At 72.3% G+C, this 17,873-nt stretch carries 17 protein-coding genes; 7 read left to right on the top strand and 10 right to left on the bottom strand.

What is annotated here, in order from left to right; all coding sequences use genetic code 11:
* Positions 1–2 precede the first annotated feature (2 nt).
* Positions 3–1,550, bottom strand: a complete 1,548-nt coding sequence (gene pdxR, locus Van01_RS29375; protein WP_204014480.1) for a MocR-like pyridoxine biosynthesis transcription factor PdxR — start codon at positions 1,548–1,550, stop codon at positions 3–5.
* A 58-nt stretch (positions 1,551–1,608) separates the two neighbouring features.
* On the opposite strand from pdxR, the gene Van01_RS29380 reads away from it, so the two are divergent.
* Both Van01_RS29380 and Van01_RS29385 read left to right on the top strand, forming a co-directional pair.
* Positions 1,609–2,223: a LysE family translocator gene (locus Van01_RS29380; protein WP_204014483.1), complete on the top strand. Its 615-nt coding sequence runs from the start codon at positions 1,609–1,611 to the stop codon at positions 2,221–2,223.
* Positions 2,224–2,242: 19 nt separating this feature from the next.
* Positions 2,243–2,935, top strand: a complete 693-nt coding sequence (locus tag Van01_RS29385) for a B3/B4 domain-containing protein (RefSeq protein WP_204014484.1) — start codon at positions 2,243–2,245, stop codon at positions 2,933–2,935.
* Positions 2,936–3,017: 82 nt separating this feature from the next.
* On the opposite strand, the gene Van01_RS29390 is transcribed toward Van01_RS29385, so the two are convergent.
* Together Van01_RS29390 and Van01_RS29395 are read right to left on the bottom strand one after the other, a co-directional pair.
* On the bottom strand, positions 3,018–3,620 hold the full coding sequence (locus Van01_RS29390) for an MBL fold metallo-hydrolase (protein ID WP_204014485.1): 603 nt from the start codon (positions 3,618–3,620) through the stop codon (positions 3,018–3,020).
* Between the two features lie 94 nt (positions 3,621–3,714).
* A complete protein-coding gene (locus Van01_RS29395) occupies positions 3,715–4,251 on the bottom strand; it encodes a MarR family winged helix-turn-helix transcriptional regulator (RefSeq protein ID WP_204014486.1) in 537 nt (178 codons plus the stop codon).
* A 107-nt stretch (positions 4,252–4,358) separates the two neighbouring features.
* Here Van01_RS29395 and Van01_RS29400 point away from each other — a divergent pair, with 107 nt between their 5' ends.
* The 3 genes from Van01_RS29400 (at position 4,359) to Van01_RS29410 (ending at position 7,314) form a co-directional block, all read left to right on the top strand.
* Positions 4,359–6,014, top strand: a complete 1,656-nt coding sequence (locus Van01_RS29400) for an LLM class flavin-dependent oxidoreductase (protein ID WP_204014487.1) — start codon at positions 4,359–4,361, stop codon at positions 6,012–6,014.
* 127 nt (positions 6,015–6,141) lie between these two features.
* Complete coding sequence (locus tag Van01_RS29405) at positions 6,142–6,504, top strand: cupin domain-containing protein (protein ID WP_204014488.1); 363 nt, start codon at positions 6,142–6,144, stop codon at positions 6,502–6,504.
* A gap of 285 nt (positions 6,505–6,789) precedes the next feature.
* Positions 6,790–7,314: a DUF1772 domain-containing protein gene (locus tag Van01_RS29410; protein WP_239099377.1), complete on the top strand. Its 525-nt coding sequence runs from the start codon at positions 6,790–6,792 to the stop codon at positions 7,312–7,314.
* On the opposite strand, the gene Van01_RS29415 is transcribed toward Van01_RS29410, so the two are convergent.
* The 5 genes from Van01_RS29415 to Van01_RS29435 all read right to left on the bottom strand — a co-directional run bounded on the left by Van01_RS29415 (position 7,280) and on the right by Van01_RS29435 (position 14,261).
* The gene (locus Van01_RS29415) at positions 7,280–8,149 is read right to left on the bottom strand and encodes a carbohydrate ABC transporter permease (RefSeq protein ID WP_204014516.1); all 870 of its coding nucleotides are present in this window, start codon (positions 8,147–8,149) and stop codon (positions 7,280–7,282) included. The two genes, Van01_RS29410 and Van01_RS29415, sit on opposite strands and share 35 nt — an antisense overlap.
* 86 nt (positions 8,150–8,235) lie before the next feature.
* The gene (locus tag Van01_RS29420; RefSeq protein WP_204014489.1) at positions 8,236–9,270 is read right to left on the bottom strand and encodes an ABC transporter ATP-binding protein; all 1,035 of its coding nucleotides are present in this window, start codon (positions 9,268–9,270) and stop codon (positions 8,236–8,238) included.
* Complete coding sequence (locus Van01_RS29425; protein ID WP_373306301.1) at positions 9,267–10,598, bottom strand: ABC transporter substrate-binding protein; 1,332 nt, start codon at positions 10,596–10,598, stop codon at positions 9,267–9,269. The genes Van01_RS29420 and Van01_RS29425 overlap by 4 nt, the downstream gene beginning before the upstream one ends.
* Complete coding sequence (locus Van01_RS29430) at positions 10,595–11,416, bottom strand: carbohydrate ABC transporter permease (protein WP_099845745.1); 822 nt, start codon at positions 11,414–11,416, stop codon at positions 10,595–10,597. Before Van01_RS29430 ends, Van01_RS29425 begins: the two co-directional genes overlap by 4 nt.
* A 55-nt stretch (positions 11,417–11,471) precedes the next feature.
* Positions 11,472–14,261, bottom strand: a complete 2,790-nt coding sequence (locus tag Van01_RS29435; RefSeq protein ID WP_204014490.1) for a WD40/YVTN/BNR-like repeat-containing protein — start codon at positions 14,259–14,261, stop codon at positions 11,472–11,474.
* 153 nt (positions 14,262–14,414) lie between these two features.
* Between Van01_RS29435 and Van01_RS29440 the strand changes: the two genes are divergently transcribed.
* Complete coding sequence (locus Van01_RS29440; protein WP_204014494.1) at positions 14,415–15,281, top strand: pentapeptide repeat-containing protein; 867 nt, start codon at positions 14,415–14,417, stop codon at positions 15,279–15,281.
* A gap of 75 nt (positions 15,282–15,356) precedes the next feature.
* On the opposite strand, the gene rnhA is transcribed toward Van01_RS29440, so the two are convergent.
* Positions 15,357–15,836: a ribonuclease HI gene (gene rnhA / locus Van01_RS29445; protein WP_204014497.1), complete on the bottom strand. Its 480-nt coding sequence runs from the start codon at positions 15,834–15,836 to the stop codon at positions 15,357–15,359.
* A 62-nt stretch (positions 15,837–15,898) separates the two neighbouring features.
* On the opposite strand from rnhA, the gene Van01_RS29450 reads away from it, so the two are divergent.
* Positions 15,899–16,432 (top strand): GNAT family N-acetyltransferase, encoded by a 534-nt coding sequence (locus tag Van01_RS29450; protein ID WP_204014500.1) that lies wholly within the window; start codon positions 15,899–15,901, stop codon positions 16,430–16,432.
* A 92-nt stretch (positions 16,433–16,524) separates the two neighbouring features.
* Here the strand turns inward: Van01_RS29450 and Van01_RS29455 are convergent, their stop codons facing one another.
* Positions 16,525–17,787: a lycopene cyclase family protein gene (locus tag Van01_RS29455; RefSeq protein ID WP_204014503.1), complete on the bottom strand. Its 1,263-nt coding sequence runs from the start codon at positions 17,785–17,787 to the stop codon at positions 16,525–16,527.
* Positions 17,788–17,873: the final 86 nt, after the last annotated feature.

Consider the following 17,873-nt stretch of genomic DNA (forward strand, 5'->3'; position numbering starts at 1 on the left):
GACTACCCGTCGCGCCGCGCCGCCGCGACGGCGGCGATGCCCGCGTCGATGGCCGAGGCGGTGTTGGCCGCGTAGCCCAGCACCAGGCCCGGACGGTAGGGCCGCAGGCAGTGCCAGGACAACGGCTGCACCTTCACCCCTCGCGCCAGCGTCGCCGCGGCGAGTTCCGTGTCGACCACGTCGCTGTCGAGGGTGACAGTCAGGTGCAGCCCGGCCGCCGCGCCGTGGACGGTCGCCCCCGGCAGATGCCGGGCCAGGGCGGCGGTCATCGCGTCCCGGCGGCGTACGTGCCGCCGGCGCAGCAGCCGCAGTTGTCGTTCCAGCGCCCCGGAGGTGAGCAACTCGGCGAGCACGAGTTGCGGCAGCACGGCGTTACCCAGGTCGGCGTTGCGTTTGGCCGCCACCACCGCGTCCCGGTAGCGGCGGGGCACCAGCAGCCAGCCGATCCGCAGCGCCGGGGCGAGCAGCTTCGACACACTGCCGGCGTAGCACACCTGCTCGGGCAGGGTGGCTCGCAGCGCGGGCACCGGCGGACGGTCGTAGCGGTGCTCGGCGTCGTAGTCGTCCTCGATGACCAGGCCGCCCGCGCGGGTCCAGTCGGCGAGTCGGCGGCGTCGATCGCCGTCGAGCACCACGCCGGTCGGGAACTGGTGTGCCGGGGTGAGGACCACCGCCGGCACGCCACTTGCCGTCAACTCGTCCACCCGTACCCCGGCGGCGTCCACCGGGATCGGCACGGTGGTCAGCCGCCAGTTTTCGAGGTGCTGCCGGACGCCGAGCGAGCCGGGGTCCTCCAGGCCGACGCTTGTCACACCGTCGTCGCGCAGCGTCTGGGCCAGCAGGCCCAGCGCCTGGGAGACACCTGTGGTGATGATGACCTCGGCCGGGTCCACGCCGATGCCCCGGCTGCGGGCCAGCCAGCCGGCGACGGCCCGGCGCAGGGCCGGCGCCCCGCACGGGTCGCCGTAGCCGAGGTCCGCGGTGACCAGCCGGCCCAGCACCGCCTTCTCGGCACGCAACCAGGCCGCCCGGGGAAACGCCGCCAGATCGGGTACGCCGGGCGTGAGGTCGATCTGGGCCGGGATGGTGCGTACCGTGTCGAAGACGTCGGTGCCGGGTGCGCAGCGGAACACGGCGGCCGGATCGGGTACCCGACCCGACGACGACGTGCCGGGCTTATCCCCGGTCGGCCCGGCCGTCGCGGTGAGGGCGCCGGCCACGATCACCGTGCCGGCCCGGCCCCGGCCGGCGACGTGCCCGTCCTCCATCAGACGCTGGTACGCCTCGACCACCACGCCCCGGGACACGCCCAGGTCGGCGGCGAGGGTACGGGTGGCCGGCAGCCGGGAGCCGATGGGGATCACGCCGTCGGCGATCGCCCGGCGTAGCCGCTCGGCCAGCCAGGTGGCCCGGCCACCCGGCGGTGCCTGCCCGACGTCCAGGTGCAGGAAGTCCGCCCCGGCGTTCAGGGTCGGCTCCACCGGGCGGGGGTTACCGCCCTGCCCCGCCGTTATGGACCTGTCGAGGGAGACGGTTTTGGCACTGCTCATCGAACCATTGTGCCGGCAGGGTGGTGGTGAACCCGCCACCGACCAGGGAGCAGTTCTCGTGACCGTCGCATTTCTGTTGACCACGCTCGTGGTGGTCGCGACCCCGGGAGCAGGGGTGCTGTTCACCCTCTCCGCGGGGCTGACCGGCGGGCACCGGGCCGCCCTGCTGGCCGCCGTGAGTGGCGCGTTGGCCACCCTGCCGCACCTGGTGGCGGCGGTGACCGGGCTCGCCGCGCTGCTGCACTCCAGCGCGCTCGCGTTCGACCTGATCAAGTACCTGGGCGTGGGCTATCTGCTCTGGTTGGCGCTGGCGACGTTACGCGAGCGGGGCGCGTTCACCGTCGTCGACGATGACGGCCCGGGCCGGCCGGCCCGGCAGATCATCGGCTCGGCGGTGGCGATGAACCTGCTCAATCCGAAGCTGACGATCTTCTTCGTGGCGTTCCTGCCCCAGTTCGTCGACACCGGCACCCCGGGCGCGCTCGGCCGGATGCTCGGTCTGGGCGCGGTGTTCACCGCGACGACCCTTGTCGTCTTCGTCGGATACGGGCTCGGTGCCGCCGCGGTGCGCCGGCGGGTGCTCGACCGGCCACGGGTGGCCGACTGGCTGCGCCGGTGTTTCGCCGGGTCGTTCCTGGGGCTCGGGCTGCTGCTGGCCCGCGCCGAGGCGTGAGGGAGACGAGGAGCCGGACATGTTCTTCGAGCACTCACCACAGGTGTGGGCGCAACACCCCACGCTCGTCGCCGGTGTGCTGTACGCCGAGGGCGTCGCCGGGAAGCCCCGCGCCGAACTGCCGCTTGCCGAGCTGCTCGGCTCCGCCCGCCGGAGACTCGACGGGACCACCGAGGCGGCGTTCGCGGAGATCCAGGCGTGGCGACGGGCGTTCGGGCGGATGGGCCTTGCTCCGACGAGGTACCGGTGCGCGTCGGAGTCGCTGCTGCGGCGGCTGCGCACCTCCGGCGACCTGCCCAGGGTGCACCCGCTTGTGGACCTCGGCAACGCCGTCTCGGCCGCGTACGCCGTACCTGTGGGGATCCTCGACGTCGACAGGTGTGGCGGCGGCATCGAGGTGCGGCAGGCCCGGGGCGACGAGCGCTACCTGACCTTCGGCGGTGTGGAGGAGCACCCCGAGCCCGGCGAGGTGATCTTCGTCGATCCGCTCGGCCGGGCCCACGCACGCCGGTGGACCAATCGGCAGAGCGGCTGGTCGGCGGTAGGCGACGACACCCGCACCGTCCTGGTGGTGGTCGAGGCGATGCACGACGCGGCGGGCCGCGACGTGCCGGCGGTGCTCGACGCGCTCGCCGCCGGGCTGCGGCACGGCTGGGATGCGCCGGCCCGCACCAGGGTGCTGACCCCGGAGGAGCCCCGGTTCGAGGCGTAGCGATCGTCACGCCGGTGTCGACTCCGTGCGTCCGGGACGCCCGGGGTCGGGGCGGGCCGTCCCGGACCCGGGCCGGCAGGGGTCAGCGCGTCTCGCCCGGCGCGAGGTAGCGGTAGCCCGCGACGGTTTCGCCGAACCAACCGTTGACGCTGGCCAGGCCACGCTCGTTGAGCTGAGCGTCGTGGATCGGGAGCACCTCGGGCGCGCCGACGCCGACGGCGAAGTCGATCGCCTCGGTCAGCTTCAGCCAGGACGCCTGCGCCGGCACCAGGAGGGTCCGTACCGGCTGGTCCGGCGGGACCAGCGCGTCGCCCGGGTGGTACAGCGCGTCGGCGACGACGTAGCCGAGGTTCGGGCAGTCGGGCTGTCCGGCGTGGATGGTGGCGTGTCGCCCGCCGACCGCCGTGACGTCGAGGCCGGCTGCGGTGAACCGCTCCCCCGGACGAACCCGGGTCACCGGCAGCGGTGCCAGCTCCGGTAGCGCGGCGCCCTCCGGCGCGAAGACCGGCACGCCGAGGCCGGCGAGCCGCAGCACGTCGATGTGGTCGGTGTGCTCGTGGCTGACAAGGACGGCATCCGCGCCGACCAGCGCCCGCGGCTCGCTCCAGGTGCCCGGGTCGATGACGAGGACGACACCGTCGTGTTCGAGCCGGACGCACGAGTGCGTGTACTTCGTGATCCGCATCCCGGGACGGTACGCCGCGAAACGCGTCGCCGGGTGCCCGTGCCCACCACCGGGCGTGCTGTCGCCGGCCGCCGCGCGTCGGTGGTGTGCTGAGTCAGGTACGCGTCGGACGTCGCCGCCCGCCCCGACCGGCCGGCGGCCGTTCCGCCGCCGCCTCGACCACCTGGCACAGGTCGGTGAGCGGATCGACCTCCTGCGCCGCGCAGGCCACCTGTCGCAGCAGGGCCCGTAGGGTGCTGGCCTGCTCGGGCGACAGCGCCCGCAGCAGGCGCGACTCGACGGCACCGAGGGCTTCCCGGCGATGCCGGGTGGCGTCCCGCCCGGCATCGGTGGGGGTGACCAGGCGGCTGCGCCGGTCCGCCGGGTCAGGGCGGCGGACCACAAGTCCGTCCCGCTCCAGGTCGTCGATCAGGTACGTCAGCACCGTGCGGTCGATACCCAGTTCCTCGGCGATCGCGCCCTGGTTGCGCGCGGGTTCCCGGTCGGCCGAGGTGAGCACCTGGTATCCGCGGGGCCCGCCGGGCAGGTCACCGACGACGTGGTCGGCGGCGCGGATGTAGGCGCGGAAGACGACACCGAGCATCCACCCGAGGTCGTCGTTGATCGGGTCGCTGCCCTGGGCACCGCTCATGACCCCACGATAGCGTAGGTCACAGATTTTCTTTAGCAATGATGTTCTGCGGGGCATAACATTTTCTCCGCGGCGGTACGCGCCGCAGGACCGGAAGGACTGCCGCGATGAGCGACTACGGGCACCCACTGACCTTCGGGTCGTTTCTCACGCCCGGCAACGCCGACCCGATGCTGCCGGTCGGCCTGGCCATGCTCTCCGAGCAGGTCGGGCTCGACCTGGTGACGTTCCAGGACCATCCGTACCAGCCCGCGTTCCTGGACACCTGGACGCTGCTCAGCTTCGTCGCCGCTCGCACCGAACGGGTACGGCTGTCCGCGAACGTGACGAACCTGCCGCTGCGCCCGCCCGCGGTACTCGCCCGGAGCGTGGCCAGCCTCGACCTGCTCAGCGGCGGCCGGACGGAACTCGGCCTGGGTGCCGGCGCGTTCTGGGACGCCATCGAGGCGATGGGCGGCCGACGTCTCTCCCCCGGGCAGGGTGTGCGCGCCCTGGAGGAGGCAATCGAGATCATCCGTCAGATCTGGGACGTCGACGCCCGTGGCGGCGTCCGGGTCGCCGGCGAGTTCCACCAGGCGGCCGGGGCCAAACGGGGACCGGCCCCCGCCCACGACGTGGGCATCTGGCTCGGCGCCTACAAGCCGCGCATGCTGGCGTTGACCGGACGCCGGGCCGACGGCTGGCTACCATCCCTGGCCTACCTGCAACCCGGCGATCTGGCCCGGGGCAACGAGATCATCGACGAGGCCGCCGACGGGGCCGGCCGGTCCCCTGCCGACGTGCGCCGGCTGCTCAACGTCAACGGGCGATTCACGGCCAGCGGGCGTGGCCCGCTGAACGGTCCGGCCGAGCAGTGGGCCGAGGAACTCGCCGACCTGGCCCTGACCGAGGGGATCAGCACGTTCATCCTGGCCAGCGACGACCCGGACGACCTGCGCCGGTTCGCCGCCGAGGTGGCACCGGCCACCCGGGAGCTGGTCGCCGCCGAGCGCGCCGCCCCGCCGACAGGTGTCCCGGCCGGGCCGGGCCGCACCGCGACCGACCCGACCGGCGCCTCGGCCGACCAGACCCGCACCGCGACCGACCGGGCCGTCACCACAAACGGCACCCGCAGCAGCACCACGTCGGCCGGCCCGACCGCACGTCCGACCACTGTCGGCGCGGCTCCGTTCGCCGTGGTTCCCACACCCGACGACGGCGTCCGCCGCAGCGACGTACGGGTGTGGGACGAGGCCGCCCGACCGGCCGGACCCGCCCCGGACCCACAGCGCACCTACACCGCCCACGAACAGGCCGGCGCCCAGCACCTGATCGACGTGCACGACGGCCTGCGCGCCGAACTGGCCCAGATCCACGACCTGATCGAGCAGGTAGCGGCCGGTCTGATCGACGTGGGTACGGCCCGTTCGCACATCAACACGATGACCATGCGGCAGAACAAGTGGACCCTGGGCACCTACTGCGAGTCGTACTGCCGGGTGGTGACCACCCATCACACGATCGAGGACCGGTCGCTCTTCCCGCACCTGCGGCGGTCGGATCCACGACTCAAGCCGGTGATCGACCGGCTCGAGGAGGAGCACCACGCCATCCACGACGTACTGGAGGGCGTCGACCGCGCGCTCGTCGCCTTCGTGGCCACCCAGGACGGAATGGCCGATCTCCGGGCCGCGGTGGACCTGCTCAGCGACACGCTGCTGTCCCACCTCGCCTACGAGGAACGCGAACTGGTCGAGCCGATCGCCCGCCTCGGCGCGCACTAGGAACGGTTGCCCGGCGTGCCCGCGTCGGACGAGGCGGGCCGGGTTCCCCACCGACGTCGAGTGGCTCGGAACGCGACGACCGATTGCCGCCAGACGGTGCTGTCGGCCGCCCGGCAGTCTCGACGGCATGTCGAGCACCAGCCCAGCCGTCACCAGCGGCCCCGTCCGGTTCGAACCGTGGTACGCCTTCGCCGAGGGCGGCCCGGTCGAGCGTGCCCTACTCCCGTTCCCGTCGACCGCGCCCGCGCCGTTCGAGGTCGCCCGCTGGTCGGTCGCCCCCGGGACCGCCAACGACCTCGACGTCCACCGGTCCCGGGAGATCTGGTTCGTGGTGGCCGGTACCGGCACGCTGACATGGGCCGACCGGAGCGCTCGTCTGCGCGCGGGGGACGTGGTCGCGTTCGACAGCCAGGTGCCGCACCAGATCCGCAACGACGGGCCCGACCCGCTCCTCGCCGTCTCCGTCTACTGGTTGCCGCGGGACGTCTGAGCGTGTTTGAGAAGGCCGTGCCCTCGAACACGCTCTGCGGCACGGCCGGCGCCCGGTGACCTGCTCCAGCGACCGGTCGGCCGTCGGGTCGGGCAGCAGCGACCGGGACGCGAAGACCACTCCCGGCACCCGCATCGCCCACGGACGTGCCGGACGGTCGCTGCCGTACGTCGAGAGGCGACCCTCATTCGCGTCGCCAGACGGCGGATGACCCACCGTCGCCGACCTAGCGTTCGTGGCGCAACGGCCCGCGCCCGGCCGGGCGCCGAAACGGTAGGAGGACAGGTGTCCCGTAACAGATTGACCTGGTTCGGGCTGGTCGCGCTGACCTGGGCGGCGATGATGTCGTTCGGGGGCGTGGCGGCCGAGACCGTGATGCTCTATCCGAACATCTTCCACGACGCGCCGGCATCGCTGGAGCGCGCCCGCGACTTCCTGACGGTCAGCGGCCCGAGCGACTACTTTCCCCCGCTGGGCGCCTCGGTGGTGCTGCTCGGCGTCGCCACCACTGTGCTCACCTGGCGGGAGCGTCGGCTGCGCTGGTGGGTGGTCGCCGCGACAGGGGTCTTCGTCGCCTGCGAGTTCCTGTTCTCGGTCGTCTTCTTCTGGCCCCGCAACGAGATCATGTTCGTCGACCCGGTCGGTACCCACTCGGCCCAGTACCTGCGGCAGGTGGCCGAGGAGTTCGTCGCCGGGCACCGGGTGCGGCTCGCCGGTGGCGCGGTGACCGCCGCGCTTGCCTTCACCGCCCTGCTGCGCTGGGCCCGGACCGCCGTCACACCTGGAAGAAGCGGCGGTAGCGGCGGATGAGCCGCCACTGCACGAGCACCGCGGCGACGGTCAGCAGCATCATCACAAGTGTCGCCGCCGCCGCGTAGCCGTACCGCAGGTACTCGAAGCCGGTCTGGTAGACGAACAGCGACAGGTAGGTGGTGGCGTACGGCGGGGGGCCACCGTCGGTCACCACGAACGCCGGCACGAAGGTGAAGTGCAGGCTGGCCACGGCGTCGCGGACCGCCAGCAGCGCGAGCACCGGGGCCATCAGTGGCAGGGTGATCCGGCGGAAGACGTCCCAGCCGGTGGCGTCCTCGATGGCGGCCATCTCGTACACGTCGCGGGGCAGCGCCCGCCGGGCGGCCAGCAGCACCACGAAGGTCTCCCCCATGGTGAACAGGCTCATCAGGATGATCCCGGCGCGGGCGCTCGTCGGGTCGGTCAGCCACTGCGGCGGCGTGCGCCCCAGCGCGGTGAGCCCGTGCTCCCCACCGGCCCGCAGCAGTTGGTTGATCGGTCCGTACAGCGGGTTGAACAGCCACAGCCAGAGCAGCCCGTACGCGATCTCCGGAACGGCTGTGGGCAGGAGGGCTGCGGTGCGGGCGGTGCCGACACCGCGTGCCCGCCGGTGCAGCAGCAGCGCCAGGCCGAGCGCCAGCAACACCCGCAGCGGCACGGCCACCAGCGCGAAGACCACCGAGTTCAGCAGCGCCACCCGGAAGATCGGGTCCTCCAGCAGGGCGGCGAAGTTGTCCAGCCCGGCCCAGGTCGGCGGGCGCAGCAGGTCGTAGTGGGTCACCGACAGACCCAGCGTGACCAGGGCGGGCACCAGCACCAACCCGACCAGCCCGACCAGGTACGGCGTCAGCATCAACGCCAGGTGCCGCCGCGACCTGCGGTCCGGACTGCGCGCCGCCCGGGCCCGCGCTCGAGCGGGCGGCGCCTCGCCGCTGGCGCTCACGGCTGGTACCGGCGTCCGGTGGCGGCGTGGAACAGGTGCGCGTCGGCCCAGCGCACGTCGAGGCGTACCGCCGCGCCGCGCTCTGGCCGCCGGGCGGCCGGCACCCTCGCGACCACCTGGTGCCCGGCGGCGAGGCTGAGGTACGCGAAGGCGTCCTCGCCGATCACCTCGACCCGGTCGACGGTGGCCGGGGTGCCCTCGGTCGCGTCGAGTGCGACAGCCTCGGGCCGGAATCCGATCTCCAGCGGCTCCTCCCCCAACGTCGGCGCGTCGTCGCGCGGTCGCAGCGGGCCGTCCGCCGGCAGCAGGTTCATCGCCGGGGAGCCGACGAACCGGGCCACGAAGGTGCTCGCCGGGGCGCGCCAGATCTCGTCCGGGGTGCCCACCTGTTCGACCCGTCCGTCGCGCAGCACCGCGATCCGGTCGGCGAGCACCAGGGCCTCGGTCTGGTCGTGGGTGACGTGCACCATCGTGGCCCCGATCCGGTCGTGCAGGGCCCGCAGTTCGGCCCGCATCTCGGCGCGCAGCGCCAGGTCCAGGTTGGACAGCGGCTCGTCGAGCAGGAACACGTCCGGTTCGCGGACCAGGGCCCGGGCCAGGGCGACCCGTTGACGTTCCCCGCCGGAGAGCTGCCCGGGCCGGCGGTCCAGCAGCCCGGCACAGCCCACCGTCTCGGCCGCCGCCCGGGCCCGCTCACGCGCCAGCCGGCGCGGGGTGTCCCGCACCTCCAGCCCGAAGGCGATGTTCTCGACAACTGTCAGGTGCGGGAACAGCGCGTACGACTGGAAGACCATCGACACGTTGCGCCGACCGGGTCGCTCGTCGGTGACATCCCGGTCGGCGATGCGGACCCGACCGGCGGTGACCGGTTCCAGCCCGGCGACCACCCGCAGCACCGTCGACTTGCCGGCCCCGGAGGGGCCGAGCACCACGAGCAGCTCACCCCGGGAGACGCTGAGGTCCACCTCGTGCAGCACGGCGGTGTCGCGGTAGGCGGCGCTGACGCCGTCGAGCACGAGTCCGTCGGTCACCCGTGCTCCCCTCGGGCGAACATCGGCCGGCTCTTGACGTCCAGTTCGCGGATCACGTCGTCAAGCTTGTCGCCACGATGCATGGCGTTCTCCAGGATGCCGTAGCTCAGGTCCTCGATCTCCGGCCAGGTGGAGACGGTCGGCAGCGCCCGGACGGTGGGGATGGCGTCGAGGAAGACCTGCGAGTTGCGGGGCGGCTGGTCCGGGTCCAGGAACGCCTGTGAACGGGACACCTGGATGTGCGACGGCACGGTACGCCCGGTCGCCGCGATGATCCGCTGCCCCTCCTCGTCCATCGCGTACTCCATGAACCGCCACGCGGCGTCCTTGTTCCGCGACCCCCGGGTCAGGCAGTACGCGTCGGAGTGCAGCACCCCGACCGGCTGCTGGTAGACCGGCAGCGGCGCGACGTCCCACTCGAACCCGGTGATGGTACGGAAGTTGGTGGTGGCCCGACGGGAGGTCATCAGCATGCCGAGCCGGCCGTTGAGGAAACGGGACTCGTCGTCCTCCGCCTCCACCTCGGCGTCACTGGGCACCACCCCGTACGCCTGCCGCAGGTCAACCAGGTTCCGCAGCACCTCCCGAGCGGCCGGGCTGTCCAGCGTCAGCCGGGTCGGCCGTTCCGGGTCGTCGACGATCTCGCCGCCGTTGGACCAGACCAGCGGGGCCAGCCGGATGATCGACGGCTCCACGCCGAGCCCGTGCACGGCGGGCAGCCGAGCCGCGCCCTCGGCCTCGGTGCCCTTGATCACCAGCCCCCGGTCGTCGCGGGTCATCAGGGTGGCGGTGGCGACCAGGTCGTTCCAGGTCCACCCGGCCTGCGGTTCCGGCACCCCGTACCTGGTGAACAGGGTGCGGTTGTAGTACACGGCGAGGCTCGACACGTTCTGCGGCAGGCACAGTTGCGCGCCGCCCCAGCGGAACGCCTCCATCGCGACCGGGTAGTAGTCGGCCGGGTCGAGCACCGACGAGGCGGCTATCCGCTCGTCAAGCGGCTCCACCACGCCCTTGGCGGCGAACTGGCCGTAGAAGCGGTAGTTCATCAGGAAGAGGTCGGGGGGTGCGCCCCCGGCGACCGAGGTGGCGAGCCGGGCCAGCAGGTCCTTGCGGTCGCTGGCCTCGATCAGCTGGACCCGCTCACCAGACCGGGCCCGCTGGTACGCGTCGATCAGGGTGCGGTAGGCGCCCAGTTCCTCCGGGGCACCGAACACCAGCAGTTTGACCGGGTCGCCGGCCGACGACCCGCCGCCGGAGCCGCAGCCGGTGACGGCGAGCAGGGCGCTCAACGCGAGGGCGAGCAGGGGTCTGGTTCTCACGATTGTCATCCCTCGGGTCGGTCGTCGTGATGCAGGAAACGCCGCTGCGCCAGGGCGAAGACCACGAGCGCGGGCACCGTGGCGATCACCGCCCCGGCCAGGAAGACGGGGAAGTTCGTCGGGTCCAGCAACGACAGCGACCGCAACGCCAGCGGCAGGGTGAACAGGTCGCGGTCGTAGACGTAGATCAGTGGGTCGAGGAAGTTCGACCAGGTCAACACGAAGGTGAGCGCGGTGAGTCCGGCGGTCACCGGACGCACCAGCGGCAACGCGACACGCCACCAGGTGCGCAGCGGCGACAGGTCCTCCACCAGGCAGGCGTCGTACAGGTCGGCCGGCAGCGCCCGGAAGGCCAGGTAGTAGACCAGGACGTAGAGCGGCGAGGTGCCCAGCAGTGCCGGCGCGATCAGCGGGACGAGGGTGTCGGTCAGCCCCAGCAGTCGGAAGATCGCGAAGCGGGGCACCAGCAGCGCGGTCGCCGGCACCATCAGCGCGACGAGTGAGGCGGCCACGACCACAGCTGTGGCGCGGGGGGCGATTCTGGTCAGCGCGAAGCCGGCCAGGGAGGCGACGAGCACGCTCAGCGGTACCGCCACGACGGCTACGAGCACCGAGTTGAGCGAGGCACGCAGCAGGCCGCCCAGGTCGAGGGCGCGCTCGTAGCCGGTGGTGGAGAGCGGGTCGGGCACCAGTTGCGGCGTCGGTGACGGCGGCAGGCCGGGCTCGGTGAGGGAGCCGGAAACCAGCAGCAGCAGGGGCGGCACGAAGACCAGGAGGACGAAGGCCGCGCCGAGCGTACGCCACAGTCGGGCGGCCCGCTCGGGCAGCGGCGAGGGGCCGCGGGTGCGGCCCCTCGCCGGAGATGTGCCGATTGTCGGTTCCTTACTTCAGGGTCAGTTTCCAGGCGCCGAGCCCGTGCGAGGCAGCGTAGAGGACCCGCTCGCCGGGCACGACGGTCAGCCCGGCCACCTCGACGTTCGGCATGCCGCGAGCCGCGTTGGTCCAGGACTTCTTGCCCTTGGGCAGCAGCAGCACACCGAAGTCGGTCGAGGCGTACAGGTCGCCGGTGACGTCGTCGCGGACCAGGTCGGTGATCGGCTGGTCCCCGAAGTCGTAGGACCTGTCGCTCCAGGTCGCCCCGTCGGCCGTGGCCGTCACCTCGAAGGCGTGGCCGGGGGTGGTCGGCGTGTTCGATCCGTACCCGCTGTAGGAGATCCACGCCCGGGCCGGGTCGGCCGGGTCGATGTGGATGCTGGTGACGAACCGGTTCGGCGTGCTGGCGGAGTCGACCCGGGTCCAGGTCACCGCCGAGGCCGGCTCGGCATCGGCGTTGCGGGTGACGAAGACCCGGCCGGTGCTGGTGGCCGCCCAGGCGGTGGAGCTGTCCGAGTCGACCCGCTGGATGACGGAGACCGCGCCACCGGCCCGGTCGCCCCAGCCGGCACCTGTCAGGTTCGTGGTGCCCAGCGGCTCCCAGTCGCCGCAGTCCTCCTCGTAGGTGCCGGTCCAGGAGTTGCAGATCCGGTCGGCCTCGGCCAGGCTGCGGTCGCCCAGCCCGAAGGTCTTGGTGCGGTACACCGACAACCCGGTGCCGGCGAACATGGTGCCGCTGACCTTCGGGTCGCTGATCACCGGGGCGTAGAACAGGCTGCCCGGCTGGCCGTAGATCGGGTCGGCGGTCCAGATCCAGCTCGCGATGTCACCGTTGGCGAAGCTGACCTCGGGCGACACGTCGAAGTAGGTGTGGAACCGGAACTCGGGGCGGGCGACGTCCCAGCCTGAGGCCCCGCCGTCACCGATCATCGTGTTGACCCAGCGCTGCCGCTGGCCCTTGTTCTCCCAGGTGCCGTTGTCCTGGGTGCCGCCCTGCAACAGGTTCACGTCGTGCGGGCTGGCCGAGAGGCTGATGAACTGCAGGGTGTTCATCCCCTTGTTGACGCCGTCCAGCTTCGACGGAATCTTCGACAGCATCTGCCGGCAGCGATCCCGCTGGGCCTGGGTGGTCAGGTTGCGGTCCGGGTTGTCGCACCAGGAGGAGCGGTCCACGAACTCGCCGCTGGAGCGCATCACGCCGCCGTCGTTGGCCTCGAAGAACTGGTACGGGTTACGCGGGTTGGTGACCAGGTCGTGCTGGTCGGGGTGCAGACCGTTGGGGTGCAGCTCGTCGGTGCCGTCGTAGGTCATGTCGGTGCCGCTGACCCCGGCGTCGGTGGAGAGGACCACGGCCCGCTTGTTGGCCACCGTCTCGCCGTACACGTAGGAGCCGCCGGTGTAGACGATGTCCGGGTGCCCGGCCGGGGTGTGCACGAACACGTCGTACCAGCACTGACCGGTGCACTGGTTGTAGGTGGCGAAGCCCGGGTCGACCGGGTTGGAGCTGGTCAGGTCGGTGAACGTCGGCGAGCCGGCGGCCACGTCGTCGCTGCGGAACAGCCGCGAGTACGGGGTGCCGGTGTTGCCCTCGTAGACGTACATCCGGGTCGCGCCGCCGGGCAGTGCCGTCACGTCGATCGCCGCACGGGTCTGGAACAACGCCGCGTTGAGCGAGGGCTTGATCTGCGTCCAGGTCGTCCCGGCGTCCGACGAGCGCCACACCCCCCGGGCGTACGAGCTGGCGTAGACGATGTTGGCGTCGCGCGGGTCGAGCTTGACCTGGCGTACGCCGCGCGGCGAGCAGCTGGTGGTGTTGTTGTACTCGGCGGCGCTACCGGTGCAGGCGGTGGCGTCGGCCGAACCGTTGTGGATGAACTTCCAGCTCTTGCCCCCGTTCGTGGACTTGTACAGACCCCACTTCTCGGCGTCGGGCACCGGGCGGGTGACCCCGGTGCAGCAGGAGCTGGACATGCCGCGCAGCGCCGTGGTGGTGGCCACGTAGAGCGTCTTGGGGTCGCCGGGCTTGATGGTGATCTCACCGATGCCCTTGCCGCCGAGGACGTCCTTGCCGAGCGGACCGGACCAGGTCAGGCCGCCGTTCGTCGACCGGTACAGGCCGACACCTGCGACGCAGCCGGAACCGCAGGTGTTGGCCTCACCGGTGCCGACGTAGATGGTCAGGCCGGTCCGGTCGTTGCGGTCGATCGTCACCGCGCCTGCGGCGTTGATGCCCAACGGGCCACCCAGGTAGAACCACTTCGGCTCGGCGGCGAGGATGTTCAGGGTGCCCCAGACGCCGCCACCGGCCGGGGTCACGTAGGCGCGGCAGAGCAGCTTGGAGCAGTCCGGGCTGATGTCGATCGAGGTGACCCGGCCACCTGCGACATACTCGTTGGGCACGTAGTTGAAGGCGTTGCGGTACTCGGTGAACGGGTAGAGCGCCTCGCTCGGGCCGATGTTCGTCCACTTCCGGCTGCCCTTGAACCGCTTGTCGGCCGCCGTGAAGGCGGCCTTGGACCGGTCCAGCTGGGCGATGGTGATCGCGTCCGCGGGGTAGGCACGCTCCAGGAAAGCCTGCTGCGCGGCGCCGCCGGGTCCGTCGGGTGACATGCCGCTGTCGCCGGGTAGAGCCCTGCGCAGTCGTTCCAGGTGGGTGCCGAGGGCGTTTGGCATCTCCCCGCCGACCGCGACGGGTGACGGCACCTCGGCGCCGGCGTAGTGGATTCCGGCCAGACCGGTCGACGCCGCCAGGGCACCGACCGCCAGGCCAACGAGCAGCTGGCGACGTCTACGCTTCACGAGGGTTCCTCCGGCATGACGGCGTCACCGCAGCGCGGCATCCGGATTGGCGACCGTCGCTGGCAGCGTCCACGCAGGAATATGTCAGAGAGATCCACCGCAGGCAATAGAGCTGTTAGACGTTATCCAACCGCCGCGAGGAGGGCCGGACGGATGTCCGAGGAGGGTCGGTCGGGCGGCGACGAGTTGCGGGCCGACTGTGCCCGCTGCTTCGGCCTGTGCTGCGTCGCCCCCGCGTTCGCCGCGTCGGCCGACTTCGCGCTCGACAAACCCGCCGGCCAGCCGTGCCGGAACCTACGAGCGGACTTCGGCTGTGCCGTCCACGCCGAGCTACGCGAACGGGGCTTCCCCGGCTGCACCGTCTTCGACTGCTTCGGCGCGGGTCAGCGGGTCGCCCAGGTCACCTTCGGCGGTCGGGACTGGCGCGCGGAGCCGCGGAGCGCCCAGCAGATGTTCGACGTCTTCGCGGTGATGCGACAACTGCACGAGCTGCTGTGGTATCTGACCGAGGCGCTCGGGCTGAGGCCACCGGCCACCTTGCGTGCCGAGTTGGCGGCAGCGCTGGCCGAGACCGAGCGGCTGGCCGGCGGGGACCCGGAAACGCTGCTCGCCCTCGACGTCGACGCGCACCGGGCAACAGTGAACGTGCTGCTGACGCGTACCGCCGACCTGGCCCGTGCCCGCGACGGCGGCGGCGTCGACCTGCGGGGTGCCGCGCTTGTCGGCCGCGACCTGCGGCGTACCGGCCTGCGCGGGGCGAATCTGCGCGGCGCGTTGCTTGTCGGTGCCGACCTGCGCGGCGCGGACCTCGCCCGGGCCGACCTGACCGGCGCGGATCTGCGCGGGGCGGACGTGCGCGGCGCCGACCTGTCCGACGCTCTCTTCCTGCACCGGTCGCAGGTCGACGCCGCTCGGGGCGACCTGCGGACCCGGTTGCCGGGGCGGATCACCCGCCCGGCCCACTGGTCGCACCTACCGCTCGCCGCGGTGCGCGGGTCGCGGCGCGGCCGGCGCCGCTGACGGTGCGCGGTCGTCGCCTTCCGGGCCTCGGCCGAGATCGGGTGGCTCTGCCGTACCCGCGCGCCGAGCGGCAGGTCAGCGGCGACCCGACGCGGCAGCGCTCCGGGCCTCGTTCATGCCCTGGTTGGCCAGCGCGTCAGCCCGCTCGTTCTCCGGGTGCCCGTTGTGGCCCTTGACCCACAGCCAGGTGATCCGGTGCCGGGCGCCTGCCGTCTCCAGCCGCTGCCACAGGTCGGCGTTTTTTACCGGCTGCTTCGCGGCGGTCAGCCAACCGTTGCGTTTCCAGGACGCCAGCCAGCTGGTGATGCCGTTGCGCACGTACGTGCTGTCGGTGTGCAGCTCGACGGTGACCGGGCGGGTCAGGCTCTCCAGTGCCTCGATGGCGGCGGTCAGTTCCATCCGGTTGTTCGTGGTCGGGCTCGCCTCCCCGCCACACAGCTCCCGCTCGTGGGAGCCGTAGCGCAACAGCGCCCCCCAGCCGCCCGGGCCGGGATTGCCGCTGCACGCCCCGTCGGTCCAGATCCGCACCACCCGGCCGGCCGTCTCGTCCACCATGGCGGCAAACCCTACCGGCCACGGGTCTCCGGGCCACCCGACAGGCCGCTAGGCTCGGCTGAGTGAATGGAGTGGTGACCGATGGTGAGCTGCTGATCCGCCCGGCAGAGCCGGGTGACACCGAGGTGTTGCACCGTTTCATCGTCGAACTGACCGAGGCCGAGCAGTTTCCCGGTGAGGTGACGGCGCAACCGGCGGATGTGGCGGACGCCCTGTTCGGGGATCGGCCGGTGGCCGAGGCGGTGGTGGCGTCGGTCGACGGCGAGCCGGTCGGCTTCGCGCTGTACTACGCGACCTACAGCACCGTTGTCGGTCGGCCCGGCATCCACCTGGACGACCTGTACGTCCGGCCGGAGCACCGAGGCGGCGGCGTCGGCCAGGCGTTGCTGACGCACCTGGCGCGGCTGGCCGTGGAACGCGGCTGCGGCCGGCTGGAGTGGTGGGTGTTGCGTACCAACGACCCCGCCCTGCGTTTCTACCGGAAACTGCGCGCACGCACCCTCGACGAGTTGGACGTGCTGCGGCTCGACGGCGAGCAACTGCACGCACTCGCTGCCGGGTCGAGCGGGCCCGATCCGACAGGTGGCCGATCCTGACCCTGCCCACTACCGATCCGGGTCTGGCCGCTCGGTGCCCGGCGACGTCGAGCGCGCCCGATCCGACAGGTGGCCGATGCTGACCCTGGCCGCTACCGATCCGGGCCGGGCCGCTCGGCGCCCGGCGACGCGGAGCCGACGACCGGCGGCGGCACGGCCCACGCCGGGCGGCGGGCCGGCGCGAGCCGGTCCCGGAGCCGACCGGCGGCGTCGGCGACAGTCGCGGTGACCATCGGCCGGAGTCGGGTGGAGCGCATCACCGCCAGATCCTCGGCGACTGTGGTGTGACCGTCGAGGAAGCGGAGCACCCGGGAGGCCGGGTTGCGGTCGAAGAGGCGGCCGAAGAAGTCCGGACCGTTGACCAGGCCGGCGTCAAGTGCCCGCAACGCGACAGCGTCCATCCACAGGTGCCGGTGCGGGTACGCGGGGGCGGGCACCGGCGGCCGGCCGTCGGCGACCGCCCGGGCCACCTGCTCGGCCTGACGGTGCATCGCCGAGAAGGTGAAGCCGGTCGAGGGGCGGGTGGCGCCACCGGCCGTGCCGAGCCGCACCACCCGTGGTGAGGGCCGCGCCTCGAACGGGCCGTCGGTCATCGGAATGACGCCGTTCTCGACCTCGGTCACGGTGAGTCGGGCCGGATCGAGACCGAGCAGGTCCCGGTATCCGGCCAGGGCCGCGTCGTACGCCGCTCCGCTCAGCAGGTCGGGTGAGAACTCGGTGTACTCGACGAGCGCGTACCGGCTGTCGACGGGCAGCACGTAGCCGAAGGAGACACCCCGGGTCGGCTGCGGCGTGCGGAAGTCCATTAGGACCGCCCGGGCCGGGTCGAAGATCGGTCGGTCGGCCGTCAACCACCAGCCCCGGAAGTGCTGCAACCAGTTCGTGCGCCCCGGTCGCCGCGGTGGTCGGGGTCGGGAGTCCAGCAGCCAGCGGGCGCGCAGCAACGGCCGACCGTCGCCGGTACACACCAGCACCCGTTCGCCGTCGTCGTCGACGCGACCGGCGGCGGCGAGGATCCGGGTGACGGCCAGGCGCCGCTCCGCCTCGGCGGCCCGCTCGTAGATCGGGCCAGAGCGCAGCATCGCGTACCGCAGGGGCGTCAGGTCCAGCGTGCGATGCACGTCCGGCGTGACCACCTCGACCCGTGACCAGCTGGCGCTGAGCAGCTCGTCCAGGTCGTTGCCCGGCTGGTCCCAGAACGCCCAGGTGCGGTCCTGCCCACGCCTGTGCACCGGGTCGACGACGGCGATCCGCACGTCGCGAACGCCGTGCCGGTCCAACGCGGCAAGCACCAGCGATGCCGCACCGCCCCCACCGACCAGGGCGAGATCCACGTCGACGGGCGGGGAGTCCATCCGATCACGCTGCCACACCCCGGGACCTGCCGGATGAGCAGGGGCCGTTCCCGACCCTCCGGACGCCGAAAGGCCGCTGGCCGGCA

The sequence above is a fragment of the Micromonospora andamanensis genome (assembly GCF_016863495.1).
GTDB lineage: Bacteria > Actinomycetota > Actinomycetes > Mycobacteriales > Micromonosporaceae > Micromonospora > Micromonospora andamanensis.